The following is a 13,018-nucleotide window of genomic DNA, read 5'->3' as shown; positions in this document are numbered from 1 at the left end:
TCTCGTTTGGATCATGCCGGGCTGATCCAAACGAAAGACCTCAGCCGGCCGTCACCGCGGCGCCCCCGAGCAGCGCCTCCACCGCCGCCCGTGCGTGCCCCGCCGGGGCCGGGTCGCCGGTGATGGCCGCGGTGACGATGGCTCCCTCGGCGAGCAGGAAGACCGGTTCGGCCACCGGTGCGCCGGTGGCGCGGACCCAGGTCGCCAGCTGGTCGTGGAAGGCGCGCTTGTGGGCGCGGACCTCCGCCAGCACCGGCTCCGACGACGAGCCGAGCTCGCCGTGGGCGTTGATCCAGGCGCAGCCGCGGAAGCCGGGTTCGGCGAACCACGCGGCGAGCCAGTCGAAGACCGCGAGCACCCGTGCGCGGGGGTCCTGGACGCTCTCCACGTGGGCGGCGAGGTTCGCGCGCCAGCGCCGGTCGCGGTGCCTGAGCATGGCGACGACCAGGTCCTCCTTGGTCGCGAAGAGCCGGTAGATGCGCTTCAGGGGCAGACCGGAGGCCTCGCGGACCCGGTCCATGCCGACGGCCTGGATGCCGTGCGCGTAGAAGAGCGCCTCCGCCGCGTCCAGGAGCGCTGCGCGGTCCAGGCGGTTCTGTTCCTCGGTGGCGGCGGCGGGCATCGGGGCTCCTTGACGTTGAGAACGAGCGTTCTCTATCGTAGCGCCATCGATGGAGAACGCTCGTTCTCGACTCCGTCCCGACGTGGTCCCGACGCCGTTCCCCGCCTCGCCCCGACCCGAGGAGGCCGCCGTGCCCGAAGACCGCCCGCCCTACCCGCCGTTCACCCTGGAGACCGCCCGCCGGAAGGTGCAGGCGGCTGAGGACGCCTGGAACACCCGCGACCCCCACCGGGTGGCCCTCGCCTACACCCCGGACTCCGTCTGGCGGAACCGGGACCAGTTCGTCACCGGCCGCGAGGAGATCGTCGCCTTCCTGACCGAGAAGTGGGAGCGCGAGCGGGACTACGCGCTGCGCAAGGGCCTGTGGAGCTTCCACGAGAACCGCATCGCCGTCCGCTTCCAGTACGAGTGCCACGACGCCGACGGCCAGTGGTGGCGCTCCTACGGCAACGAGCTGTGGGAGTTCGACGAGCACGGCCTGATGCTCCGCCGCGAGGCCAGCATCAACGACGTGGCCATCGAGGAGTCCGACCGGCGCATCTTCGGGCCCCGGCCCGCCGACGAGCACGGCGCCGACTTCCCCCTCCACTGACCGGGCCCCGCCCCCATCACGCCCCGGTCAGCACCGCCCGGAGCTGCTCCACCCCCCAGTCCAGGTCGTCCTCCCCGATCACCAGCGGCGGCGCGATCCGGACGGTCGACCCGTGGGTGTCCTTGGCCAGGACCCCACGGGCCAGCAGCCGCTCGGAGACCTCCCGCCCGGTGCCCACCGCCGGGGAGACGTCCACCCCGGCCCACAGCCCCCGGCCCCGTACCGCCGTCACCCGGCCCGTGCCCAGCAGCCCGCCCAGCCGTCCGTGCAGCCGCTCGCCCAGCCGCGCCGCCCGCTCCTGGTACTCACCGGTCCGCAACATCGCGATCACCTCCAGCGCCACCGCGCAGGCCAGCGGGTTCCCGCCGAACGTCGACCCGTGCTCGCCCGGCCGGTACACCCCGAGCACCGCCGCGCTCGACACCACGGCCGACACCGGCAGGATCCCGCCGCCCAGCGCCTTGCCCAGCACGTACACGTCCGGGACCACCCCCTCGTGCTCGCACGCGAAGGTCCGCCCGGTGCGCCCCAGGCCCGACTGGATCTCGTCGGCGACGAAGAGGACGTTCCGCTCGCGGGTCAGCTCGCGCACCCCGGCCAGATAACCGGCGGGCGGCACGATCACCCCCGACTCGCCCTGGATCGGCTCCAGCAGCACCGCCACCGTGTTCTCCGTCAGCGCCGACCGCATCGCCGTCAGGTCCCCGTACGGCACGATCTCGAAGCCCGGGGTGTACGGCCCGAAGTCCGCACGCGCCTCCGGATCGGTGGAGAAGCTGATGAGAGTCGTCGTACGGCCGTGGAAGTTGCCGCCCGCCACGACGACCTTCGCCATCTCCCCGGGCACCCCCTTCACCCGGTACCCCCACTTCCGGGCCGTCTTCACCGCGCTCTCCACCGCCTCCGCGCCCGTGTTCATGGGCAGCACCATCTCCATCCCGCACAGCTCGGCGAGCTCCGTGCAGAACGCGGCGAACCGGTCGTGGTGGAAGGCGCGGGAGGTCAGCGTCACCCGGTCGAGCTGCCGCCGGGCCGCCTCGGCCAGCCGCCGGTTGCCGTGCCCGAAGTTCAGCGCCGAGTAACCGGCCAGCAGATCCAGGTAGCGCCGCCCCGCCACGTCGGTCAGCCACGCCCCCTCACCCGTGGCGATCACCACCGGCAGCGGGTCGTAGGTGGGCGCGCAGTGCGCGTCGGCGGCGGCGATGAGGTCTTGCGCAGCGGTCACGGCCTCTCCCGGAGACGACTCTGACTCGACGGTGACCTCCTTCTTATCCTCGCTCGCATGGTGGACGCGGGACCTGCCCCGCGCGGCGCGCCCGGTAGGCTGACGAGCGGGCCGTGACTGGCGCGCTGGGATGGGACGGACCATCAGGGAGCGGCCCGAGCGGGAAGAGTGCCGTGCGCCTGGGCCGAACGTGAACGCTGTACGCACACCGTCCGGAGGTCCCCCGATGCCCGAGAATTCCGCCTCCCTCTCCACCGAGTCGACCGCCTTCCGTGCCGCCCTCGACGTGATCCGCGCCGTCGAGCCGCGCGTCGCCGACGCCATCGGCCAGGAGGTCGCCGACCAGCGCGAGATGCTCAAGCTGATCGCCTCGGAGAACTACGCCTCCCCGGCGACCCTGCTCGCGATGGGCAACTGGTTCAGCGACAAGTATGCCGAGGGCACCGTCGGCCGCCGCTTCTACGCCGGCTGCCGCAACGTCGACACCGTCGAGGCCCTCGCTGCAGAGCACGCCCGCGAACTCTTCGGCGCCCGCCACGCCTACGTCCAGCCGCACTCCGGCATCGACGCCAACCTGGTCGCCTTCTGGGCCGTCCTCGCCGACCGCGTCGAGGCGCCCTTCCTGGAGAAGGCCGGCGCCCGCCAGGTCAACGACCTGACCGAGGCCGACTGGGCCGAGCTCCGCCAGGCCTTCGGCAACCAGCGCATGCTCGGCATGTCCCTGGACGCCGGCGGCCACCTCACCCACGGCTTCCGCCCGAACATCTCCGGCAAGATGTTCGACCAGCGCTCCTACGGCACCGACCCGGCCACCGGCCTCATCGACTACGAGGCCCTGCGCGCCCAGGCCCGCGAGTTCAAGCCGCTGATCATCGTCGCCGGCTACTCCGCGTACCCCCGGCTGGTGAACTTCCGGATCATGCGCGAGATCGCCGACGAGGTCGGCGCCACCCTCATGGTCGACATGGCGCACTTCGCCGGCCTGGTCGCGGGCAAGGTCCTCACCGGCGACTTCGACCCGGTCCCGCACGCCCAGATCGTCACCACGACCACCCACAAGTCGCTGCGCGGCCCGCGCGGCGGCATGGTCCTGTGCGACGACTCCCTCAAGGACCAGGTGGACCGCGGCTGCCCGATGGTCCTCGGCGGCCCGCTCCCGCACGTCATGGCCGCCAAGGCCGTGGCCCTGGCCGAGGCCCGGCAGCCCGCCTTCCAGGACTACGCCCAGCGCATCGTGGACAACTCCCGCGCCCTGGCCGAGGGCCTGATGCGCCGCGGCGCCACCCTCGTCACCGGCGGCACCGACAACCACCTCTGCCTGATCGACGTCGCCACCTCCTACGGCCTCACCGGCCGCCAGGCCGAGGCCGCGCTGCTCGATTCCGGCATCGTCACCAACCGCAACGCCATCCCGGCCGACCCGAACGGCGCCTGGTACACCTCCGGCATCCGCATCGGCACCCCGGCGCTCACCACCCGCGGCCTCGGCACGGCGGAGATGGACGAGGTGGCGGGCCTGATCGACCGCGTCCTCGGCACCACCGAGCCGGGCACCACCAAGTCCGGCGCCCCCTCCAAGGCGGCCCACGTCCTGGACGAGAAGGTCTCCCAGGAGATCTCCCAGCGGGCCACGGACCTGGTGGCGGGCTTCCCGCTCTACCCGGAAGTCGACCTCGGCTGAAACGCCCCCGGCACAGGCACGGGGGACTGCGGGCCACCACAGGCGGCCCGCAGTTCCCCACGCACCGAACCCGTCAAACTCTCTGCGACAATAAAAAGCATGGCTGACCGACCTCGCGTGCTCTCCGGCATCCAGCCCACGGCTGGCTCGTTCCACCTCGGCAACTACCTCGGCGCCGTCCGCCAGTGGGTGGCCCTCCAGGAGTCCCACGACGCGTTCTACATGGTCGTCGACCTGCACGCGATCACGGTCCCGCAGGACCCGAAGGAGCTGCGCGCCAACACCCGGCTCGCCGCCGCCCAGCTGCTGGCCGCCGGACTGGACCCCGACCGCTGCACCCTCTTCGTGCAGAGCCACGTCCCCGAGCACGCCCAGCTCGCCTGGATCATGAACTGCCTCACCGGCTTCGGCGAGGCCAGCCGCATGACCCAGTTCAAGGACAAGTCCGCCAAGCAGGGCGCCGACCGCGCCTCCGTCGGCCTCTTCACGTACCCGATCCTCCAGGTCGCGGACATCCTGCTGTACCAGGCGGGCGAGGTGCCCGTGGGCGAGGACCAGCGCCAGCACATCGAGCTGACCCGCGACCTCGCCGAGCGCTTCAACGGCCGCTTCGGCGACACCTTCACGATCCCGAAGCCGTACATCCTCAAGGAGACGGCGAAGATCTACGACCTCCAGGACCCGTCGGTCAAGATGAGCAAGTCGGCGTCCACGCCGAAGGGCCTCATCAACCTCCTCGACGAGCCGAAGACCACGGCCAAGAAGGTCAAGAGCGCCGTCACCGACACGGACACGGTGATCCGCTACGACGTCGAGACCAAGCCGGGCGTCTCCAACCTCCTCACCATCTACTCCACGCTCACCGGCAAGACCGTCGCGGAGCTGGAGCAGGAGTACGAGGGCAAGATGTACGGCGCGCTCAAGACGGACCTCGCCGACGTCATGGTCGAGTTCGTCACGCCGTTCCGCGAGCGCACCCGGCAGTACCTGGACGACTCCGAGACGCTGGACGCGGTCCTCGCCAAGGGCGCCGAGAAGGCCCGCGCCGTCGCCGCCGAGACCCTCGCGCAGGCGTACGACCGCGTGGGCTTCCTCCCGGCCAAGCACTGAGGCGTACGACCGCACGGGTCCGCGCGGGCAGAGCGCTGCACATCACTTCCGCCGCGCCTGCCCGAAGGACATCCGTGGCCGTACAGTCGATAGCCGACGGCCGGGACGAGACGGCCGAGAAGACGACAGACGCGACGACAGGAGACGACGTGGGGACCGTAACGATCGGCGTGTCGATCGCGGTCCCGGAGCCTCACGGCAGCCTGCTCCAGGAGCGGCGCGCGGGCTTCGGCGACGCCGCGGCTCACGGGATCCCCACGCACGTCACGCTGCTGCCGCCGACCGAGGTGGACGAGGCCGACCTGCCGGCGATCGACGCACACCTCTCCGAGGTCGCCACCGCGGGCCGGCCGTTCCCGATGCGGCTGTCCGGCACCGGCACCTTCCGGCCCCTGTCGCCGGTGGTCTACGTGCGGGTCGTCGAGGGCGCCGACGCGTGCGCCTGGCTCCAGCAGCGCATCCGGGACGCCTCCGGGCCGGTGGCGCGCGAGTTGCAGTTCCCGTACCACCCGCACGTCACCGTCGCGCACGGCATCGACGACGCGGCCATGGACCGCGCCTTCGAGGAACTGGCCCGGTTCGAGGCCGAGTGGCCGTGCACCGGCTTCGCGCTGTACGAGCAGGGCGCCGACGGCGTCTGGCGCAAGCTGCGCGAGTACGCCTTCGGGGGGCCCGTGGTGCCGCCCCAGCCGGGCCACGCGGAAGTGGAACGGGGCACGATCGCCAGCCGTTAGGCCGTCAACCAGCGGTACACCGCGCGGGGCGCGTGCCGCAGGGCTGTCATCAGCGGGCGGAGCGCACCCGGTACCCACACCGTCTCCGAGCGGCGGCGCAGACCCAGTTCGATGGCCGTGGCGACCGCCTCCGGAGTGCTGGCGAGCGGTGTCCGCCTCCCGGCGGCCGGATGTCCCGTCCGCACGGTCCCGGGACGTACGACCATGACGTGGACGCCGGTGCCGTGCAGGGCGTCGCCGAGGCCCTGGGCGAAGACGTCGAGACCGGCCTTGCTGGAGCCGTAGATGAAGTCGGCGCGGCGGGCGCGTTCGGCGGCGGTGGAGGAGAGCACGACGAGGGAGCCGTGGCCCTGGCTCTGCAAGGCACGCCCGGCGACCAGGCCGGCCGAGACGGCCCCGGTGTAGTTGGTCTGGGCGACCCGCACCGCCCGCACCGGGTCGCGCTCGTCGTGTGCCTGGTCGCCGAGGATGCCGAAGGCGAGCAGCACCATGTCGACGGGCCCGTCGGCGAACACCTTGCCGAGGACGGCCTCGTGGGACTCGGGATCGAGCGCGTCGAAGGCGACGGTGTGCACGTCCGCGCCGAGCGCGCGCAGGCTCCCGGCGGCGTTCTGAAGCGCCGGGGAGGGGCGGCCCGCCAGCCACACCGTGCGGGTGCGGCGGGCGATCAGCCGGCGCGCGGTGGCCAGCGCGATCTCGGACGTGCCGCCGAGGACGAGCAGGGACTGGGGAAGAGCGGTGGCGTCCTTCATGACAGCCGACCGTATCGCCCGCATATGACCGTTCTGCCGGAGAAACGCGGTGTTGGCGTCCATGGGCAGCGGGCACAGTCGGATCATGGACTGGCTGAAGAGGCTCCCCGGCATCGGGCCGATCGTCACCCGGCTGATGCTCACCCACGCGTGGCGGTGCTACGAGCGGCTGGACCGGGTGAAGTGGACCCGGCTCGCCGCCGCCATGACGTTCGTCAGCTTCGTGGCGCTGTTCCCGCTGCTGACCGTGGCCGCCGCGATCACCGCCGCCACGCTCGGCCCGTCCCGCCAGAAGACCGTGGAGCACCGGATCGCCGACCAGTTCCCGGGCCTCGCCGACCAGTTGGACCTCACCTCCCTGGTGCAGAACGCGGGCACGGTCGGTGTCATCGCGGGCGCGGTCCTGCTGTTCACGGGCATCGGCTGGGTCGGTCAGGTGCGGGACTGCCTGCGCGCGGTGTGGGAGCTGCCGGACCGCGAGGAGAACCCGGTCGTCACCAAGGCCAAGGACGCGGTCATCCTGCTGGGCTTCGGCGGCGCCCTGCTGGTCACCCTCGCCGCGTCCACCCTCGCCTCGGCCGCCGTCGGCGTGGTCTCCCGGCAGATCGGCCTGGACGAACACAGCTGGGGCAGCGTCCTGTTGCAGATCGCCGCGTTCGCCGTCGCCGTGCTCGCCGACTTCCTCGTCCTGCTCTACGTCCTGACCCTGCTGCCCGGGGTCGAGCCGCCGCGCCGCCGCCTGCTGGTCGCCGCGCTGCTCGGCGCGATCGGCTTCGAACTGCTGAAGCTGCTCCTGAGCGGCTACATCCAGGGGGTCGCCGCGAAGAGCATGTACGGCGCGTTCGGCGTCCCCGTGGCACTGCTGCTGTGGATCAACTTCACGGCCAAACTGGTCCTGTTCTGCGCCTCCTGGACGGCGACGCCGAGCAAGGAGGAGGCGGCGGGGCTCAGGGACGCGCCCGACGGCGCATCAGGTCCGGCAGCGGCCACCGGCGGTTGACCAGGAACGCCCCGCCCCCGAGCAGCACCAGCAGCCCGCCCGCGACGGCCAGGGCGATCCCGACCCCGCCGGAGCCGGACGCGGCGGTGGCGCTCGCCACGGGCTTCGACCCCGGCCCTCCGGTCCCGGCCGCCTGCCCCGGGTCCTGCGCGGCGGACGTGCTCGGGCCGGGCTGCGGGGCCGTTGAGGAGGCGCTCTTCGGCGGCACCAGTTCGCCCACCGCGTTGACCTTGCCGACGGCCTGGAAGCCCCAGTCGAACAGCTTGGCGGTCTCCTTGTAGACCTCGTTGTGCTCGTGCTTCTCCGGGTTCATCACCGTGACGAGCAGCACCTTGCCGTTCCGCTCGGCGACCCCGGTGAAGGTGGCGCCCGCGTGCGTGGTGTTGCCGTTCTTCACGCCCGCGATGCCCTGGTAGACGGGGACGTCGGTGTCGCCGCTCAGCAGCCGGTTGGTGTTGCGGATCTCGGCGGAGCCGAACGTCGCGCTGACCGTCGAGCAGTAGTCGCGGAAGTCCTTCTTCTGCAACCCGGAGCGGGCGAACAGCGTCAGGTCGTACGCCGACGACACCTGCCCCGGCGCGTCGTAGCCGTCCGGCGAGACCACGTTCGTGTCCAGGGCCTGGAGTTCCTCGGCGTGGTCCTGCATGTCCTGGACGGTCTGCTCGACGCCGCCGTTCATCTGGGACAGCACGTGCACGGCGTCGTTGCCCGAACGCAGGAAGACCCCGAGCCACAGGTCGTGGACGGAGTAGGTGGCGCCCTCCTTTATCCCGACCACGCTGGAGCCGACACCGACACCCTTGAGGTCCGACGCCGCCACCTTGTGCTCGGCGCTCCGGGGGAACCGGGGCAGCACGGTGTCCGCGAACAGCATCTTCAGCGTGCTGGCCGGGGGCAGCCGCCAGTGCGCGTTGTGCGCGGCGAGGACCTCGCCCGACTCGGCGTCGGAGACGATCCAGGAACGGGCGGTGAGGTCTTTGGGCAGGACCGGCACACCGGGGGCGAGGTTGACCTGCGTGCCGGGCATGCCGAGCCGGGCGCCGCCCACGGTGGACATCCGGGCCGGGGGCGTGGCCGTCGGGCTCGTCGAGGGGGTCGGCGCGGCGAGGGCGGCGGGCGCGGTGACGGACAGGGACAGCAGGGTGGCGGAGGTGACCAGCAGGGATCGCCTGACGGTCGTGTTCGGTGCGGGCACGACCGAGAACGTACCCGCAGCCGACCGCGAAGTCCCGCGCCCCCTCCCACCCCCGGCAAGGAACCGGACACGGGACGGCGATACTGGACCCATGAAGCTCAGCCGCCCGGTGTCCTGGTTCCTGCTCGTGTTCGGGGTGTGGTCCTGGGTCATCTGGGTCACTTTCGTCAAGAACCTGGTCAAGGACAGCAGCGGGCTCGCCTTCGACGACGGTCATCCGACCGCGTACTTCTGGGTGCACCTGCTGCTGGCGGTCGTCTCCTTCGTATGGGGGACGGCCATCGGGGTCATCGGGTTGCGCGGTCTGCGCGCACTGCGCCGGAATTCATAGCGGGGGACCGGTCGGGGTGGTCATCGTCTTCGCGCTCGTCGCACTGGCCGTCCTGGCCGTCGTGGCGGGCCTGCACTGGTACGTGTGGCGGCGCCTGGTCCGCGACAGCACGCGGGGTCCGGGCCCGGCCCGCCGCGCCGGCACCGCGGTGTTCGTCGCCGGCCCGGTCCTGATGACCGGAGCCCTGGTCGCCGAACGCGCGGGCGCCCCCTTCTGGCTCCAGCGCACCCTGGCCTGGCCGGGCTTCCTGTGGATGGCCCTCGCGCTGTACCTGCTGCTGGCGGTCCTGGCGTCCGAGGCCGTACGCCCGCTCGTGAACCGCCTGAGCCGGCGCATCGCGCCCTCACCCCTCGACCACCCGAGCCCGGACCCCGCGGCTTCACCTCTCGGCGAACCGGGTCCGGAGGTCCAAGGGGCGGAGCCCCCTGGGGCGGTCACCACGGCACCGGCACCGGCACGGACACCCGCACCGGCACAGGCACCCGCACCGGCACCGCGCGTCCAGGAACCCACCCGGCGCCTCGTCGTCTCCCGCCTCCTCGCCGGCGCGGCCACCACCGCCGCCGTGGCGACAGTCGGCCACGGCACCTACGGAGTCCTGAAGGGCCCCCGGGTCAAACGCGTCACCGTACCGCTGGCCAAACTCCCGCGAGCAGCCCACGGCTTCCGCATAGCCGTCGTCAGCGACATCCACCTCGGCCCCGTCCTCGGCCGGGGCTTCGCACAGCGGGTCGTCGACACGGTGAACGCCACCCGGCCGGACCTGATCGCGGTCGTCGGCGACCTGGTCGACGGCAGCGTCAAGGACCTCGGCCCGGCCGCCGCCCCCCTCGCCCGGCTCAGCGCCCGCCACGGCGCCTACTTCGTCACGGGCAACCACGAGTACTTCTCCGGCGCCGAGCAGTGGATCGAAGAGGTCCGCGACCTCGGCCTGCACCCGCTCCAGAACGCCCGCACCGAGCTGCCGTACTTCGACCTGGCCGGAGTCAACGACGTCCAGGGCGAGAGCGAGGGCCAGGGCCCGGACTTCGCCAGGGCACTCGACGACCGGGACCCGGCACGCGCGTGCGTGCTGCTCGCCCACCAGCCCGTGCAGATCCACGAGGCCGTACGCCACGGCGTCGACCTCCAGCTCTCCGGCCACACCCACGGCGGCCAGCTCTGGCCCGGCAGCCTCCTGGCCGCCGCGGCCAACCCGACCGTCGCCGGTCTCGACCGCTACGGCGACACGCAGTTGTACGTCAGCAGGGGCGCGGGCGCCTGGGGACCGCCCACGCGCGTGGGGGCGCCGTCGGACGTGACGGTGATCGAACTGGCCGCCACCCGCGCGTAGGCCGGCACCCGTGTGACCGGGACCGCTCCCACGCCTGTGGAGGAGCTGTGAAACCCGGCGGAAACAACACCTCGGTAAGTTCTTCCACAACTGGGCAGAAAGCCCTTCCCCGCGGTGAAACCGGTGTGATTAGGTGAGCCGCGCCACTTAGGGGAGTGGCCGATTGATGCTGGCCAGGGGTAGGGCCCCGACGGGCCTGGGGAGGGCACCACCATGCGATCTGTTCGCATGCGGATTCTCGTGACGCTGCTCGTGTTGGCGGTCGTGGGGATCGGCGGCTGGCAGCTGCTGCCGTCGCAGGAGGACCAGAACAAGACCATCACGGTCGGTACGACGGACGCGGTCACCGCACTCGACCCGGCCGGCGCCTACGACGCCGGTTCCTGGGCGCTGTTCAGCAATGTGTTCCAGTCGTTGCTGACGTTCGAGCCGGGCGGGGTCGAGCCGGTCCCGGACGCGGCGCAGAGCTGCGCGTTCCAGGGCAGCGGCCTCAGGACGTACCGGTGCACCCTCCGCTCCGGGATCACCTTCCCGAGCGGGCGCGCCATGACGGCGCAGGACGTCAAGTACTCCTTCGACCGGGTCAAGAAGATCAACTCCGATGTCGGCCCGGCGTCCCTGTTCGACACGCTCGCCTCGGTGACCGCCGACGACGCGCACACCGTCACCTTCCACCTGTCGTCCGCGGACGCCACCTTCCCGCTGAAGGTCGCCACCGGCGCCGGCGCGATCGTGGACAAGGACAAGTACCCCGCCGACGCCCTGCGCACGGGCACCGCCGTCGACGGCACCGGGCCGTACACGCTGACGGCGTACGTCAAGGACCAGAAGGCCGACCTCGCGCCGAACGGGCACTACAAGGGCTATCTGAGCGGCGTCGGCCGCCCGGTCGAGCTGCGGTACTACGCCGACTCCGCGAAGCTGGACCGGGCCTGGAAGGGCCGGGAGGTCGACGTGGCCACCCGGACCCTGCCGCCGGGCGTGCTCTCCGGGCTGAACCCGAGCGATCCCGAGCAGCGGGTCACCGAGTCCGACAGCGCCGAGACCCGCAACCTGTACCTCAACACCCGCTCCGGCTCCCCGCTGCACGACGTGCGGGTGCGCCGGGCGATGGCCTGGCTGGTCAACCGTGAGCAGCTCGCCACGACGGTGTACGAGGGCACGGTCGACCCGCTGTACTCGCTGATCCCGACGGGCATCACCGGCCACACCACCTCGTTCTTCGACTCCTACCCGACCCAGAGCACCGACAAGGCGCGCCGGCTGCTCACCGAGGCCGGGGTGAGCCTGCCGGTCCGCTTCACCCTCGGCTACGGCATCGGCCGGGGCGCGGGCGCGGAGGAGTCCGCGGAGCTGAAGAAGCAGCTGGAGGCGGGCGGCCTGTTCAAGGTGGACGTCAAGGGCTACGAGTGGACCGACTTCCAGAAGCGCTGGGCCGCCGGGAAGATGGACGCCTGGGGGGTCGGCTGGGTCGCCGACTACCCCGACCCGGACACCTTCGGCGGCCCGCTCGTCGGCACCGGCTCCACCATGAGCACCGGGTACAGCAACAAGCTGGTCGACCACCTCATCCTGGACAGCCGGCAGTACGCCGACCGGACCCGGGCCGCGAAGGACTTCAAGGACATCCAGACGGACGTGGCCGAGGACGTCCCGCTCATCCCGCTCTGGCAGCGCAAGGAGTACGTGGTCAGCACCGAGGACGTGGGCGGCGGCCAGTACCTGTCGGACGGCACCGGCGTGTTCCGCCTGTGGCGCCTGACCTGGATCTGATCAGTCGGCCTTCTTCTGCCCGGCCCTGATGATCTGCTCCACGTCGAGCGCGACCTCGGCACCGATCGAGTCGGGCAGCGTCACCGTCTCGCCGGGGGCGTGGACGCGGTGGTTCGCGTACTCGCTCCCGGCGGGCTCAGTGAGGACGTGGAGGCGCTGGTGCTTGCGGTCGACCACGAGGTAGACGGGCACCTTGGCCTCGGCGTACGCGCCGACCTTGGTCTTCAGGTCGTCCCGCCAGTTGCCGGAGGTGACCTCCAGGACCAGGCGGAAGCAGACCGGGTCGTAGGCGTTGTTCTCGATGAAGTGGTCGTCGATGTCGGCGTCCACGACGACCAGGTCGGGGATGCAGTAGTCCTCGGCCCCGGTGGGGAGCTTGATCGCGACGCTCTGGAGCACCTCGGTCTCGCCGTCGTCCAGGCCCGCGGCGATGAAGGGGCGCATGAGCTTGGTCAGCGCGCGGGCGTGGGGGGCATCCGGTGAAGGGGTCACGAGGAGATGGCCTCCGATGATCTCGACGCGGTAGCCCGGATGGCGCTCCATGATCTCGTCGGCGATGGCCGTGAGGGAGAACGGCTCGTCGGCGTCGAAGGGCTGCTCGACGGATGCAGCGGACATCGCGTGCCTCCTAGGGGCTGGTGTCGAGAACATCATCGTAGGCAGCCAGGGC

Annotated in this window: 13 protein-coding genes and 1 riboswitch; of the genes, 8 read left to right on the top strand and 5 right to left on the bottom strand. The window is 71.7% G+C overall.

The annotated features are described in order from the left end of the window. Positions 1-40 precede the first annotated feature (40 nt). Positions 41-622, bottom strand: coding sequence for a TetR/AcrR family transcriptional regulator (locus AQJ11_RS11335; protein WP_059262940.1), 582 nt, complete (start codon positions 620-622; stop codon positions 41-43). A gap of 130 nt (positions 623-752) precedes the next feature. Between AQJ11_RS11335 and AQJ11_RS11330 the strand changes: the two genes are divergently transcribed. Next, a complete protein-coding gene (locus tag AQJ11_RS11330; protein WP_059263094.1) occupies positions 753-1,214 on the top strand; it encodes a nuclear transport factor 2 family protein in 462 nt (153 codons plus the stop codon). A 16-nt stretch (positions 1,215-1,230) separates the two neighbouring features. Here AQJ11_RS11330 and rocD read toward each other — a convergent pair whose 3' ends face one another. After that, positions 1,231-2,439 (bottom strand): ornithine--oxo-acid transaminase, encoded by a 1,209-nt coding sequence (gene rocD, locus AQJ11_RS11325; protein WP_014674526.1) that lies wholly within the window; start codon positions 2,437-2,439, stop codon positions 1,231-1,233. A gap of 103 nt (positions 2,440-2,542) precedes the next feature. Then, a riboswitch (ZMP/ZTP riboswitch) is annotated at positions 2,543-2,631 on the top strand. A 34-nt stretch (positions 2,632-2,665) separates the two neighbouring features. Between rocD and AQJ11_RS11320 the strand changes: the two genes are divergently transcribed. The 3 genes from AQJ11_RS11320 (at position 2,666) to AQJ11_RS11310 (ending at position 5,964) form a co-directional block, all read left to right on the top strand. After that, a complete protein-coding gene (locus tag AQJ11_RS11320) occupies positions 2,666-4,120 on the top strand; it encodes a glycine hydroxymethyltransferase (RefSeq protein WP_014674527.1) in 1,455 nt (484 codons plus the stop codon). Between the two features lie 99 nt (positions 4,121-4,219). After that, on the top strand, positions 4,220-5,230 hold the full coding sequence (gene trpS, locus AQJ11_RS11315; RefSeq protein WP_051009718.1) for a tryptophan--tRNA ligase: 1,011 nt from the start codon (positions 4,220-4,222) through the stop codon (positions 5,228-5,230). A gap of 149 nt (positions 5,231-5,379) precedes the next feature. Continuing rightward, positions 5,380-5,964: a 2'-5' RNA ligase family protein gene (locus AQJ11_RS11310; RefSeq protein ID WP_059263093.1), complete on the top strand. Its 585-nt coding sequence runs from the start codon at positions 5,380-5,382 to the stop codon at positions 5,962-5,964. On the opposite strand, the gene dprE2 is transcribed toward AQJ11_RS11310, so the two are convergent. Beyond that, complete coding sequence (gene dprE2 / locus AQJ11_RS11305; RefSeq protein ID WP_041665984.1) at positions 5,961-6,716, bottom strand: decaprenylphospho-beta-D-erythro-pentofuranosid-2-ulose 2-reductase; 756 nt, start codon at positions 6,714-6,716, stop codon at positions 5,961-5,963. The two genes, AQJ11_RS11310 and dprE2, sit on opposite strands and share 4 nt — an antisense overlap. A gap of 85 nt (positions 6,717-6,801) precedes the next feature. Here dprE2 and AQJ11_RS11300 point away from each other — a divergent pair, with 85 nt between their 5' ends. After that, positions 6,802-7,716, top strand: a complete 915-nt coding sequence (locus tag AQJ11_RS11300; RefSeq protein WP_059263092.1) for a YihY/virulence factor BrkB family protein — start codon at positions 6,802-6,804, stop codon at positions 7,714-7,716. Here the strand turns inward: AQJ11_RS11300 and AQJ11_RS11295 are convergent. Continuing rightward, the gene (locus tag AQJ11_RS11295; protein ID WP_014674531.1) at positions 7,664-8,911 is read right to left on the bottom strand and encodes a D-alanyl-D-alanine carboxypeptidase family protein; all 1,248 of its coding nucleotides are present in this window, start codon (positions 8,909-8,911) and stop codon (positions 7,664-7,666) included. The genes AQJ11_RS11300 and AQJ11_RS11295 overlap by 53 nt on opposite strands. Before the next feature lie 91 nt (positions 8,912-9,002). Here AQJ11_RS11295 and AQJ11_RS11290 point away from each other — a divergent pair, with 91 nt between their 5' ends. The 3 genes from AQJ11_RS11290 (at position 9,003) to AQJ11_RS11280 (ending at position 12,348) form a co-directional block, all read left to right on the top strand. Further along, positions 9,003-9,242, top strand: a complete 240-nt coding sequence (locus AQJ11_RS11290; RefSeq protein ID WP_014674532.1) for an SCO4848 family membrane protein — start codon at positions 9,003-9,005, stop codon at positions 9,240-9,242. A 16-nt stretch (positions 9,243-9,258) separates the two neighbouring features. Beyond that, positions 9,259-10,575 carry a metallophosphoesterase gene (locus tag AQJ11_RS11285; RefSeq protein ID WP_059262939.1) on the top strand — a complete coding sequence of 439 codons (1,317 nt, stop codon included), beginning with the start codon at positions 9,259-9,261 and terminating at the stop codon, positions 10,573-10,575. 228 nt (positions 10,576-10,803) lie between these two features. After that, the gene (locus AQJ11_RS11280) at positions 10,804-12,348 is read left to right on the top strand and encodes an ABC transporter substrate-binding protein (protein ID WP_079082276.1); all 1,545 of its coding nucleotides are present in this window, start codon (positions 10,804-10,806) and stop codon (positions 12,346-12,348) included. Here the strand turns inward: AQJ11_RS11280 and AQJ11_RS11275 are convergent, their stop codons facing one another. Continuing rightward, complete coding sequence (locus AQJ11_RS11275; protein ID WP_014674535.1) at positions 12,349-12,966, bottom strand: Uma2 family endonuclease; 618 nt, start codon at positions 12,964-12,966, stop codon at positions 12,349-12,351. Positions 12,967-13,018 lie beyond the last annotated feature (52 nt).

The sequence above is a fragment of the Streptomyces corchorusii genome, from assembly GCF_001514055.1.
Classification (GTDB): domain Bacteria; phylum Actinomycetota; class Actinomycetes; order Streptomycetales; family Streptomycetaceae; genus Streptomyces; species Streptomyces olivaceoviridis.
This window is presented reverse-complemented; position numbering and strand designations above follow the sequence as displayed.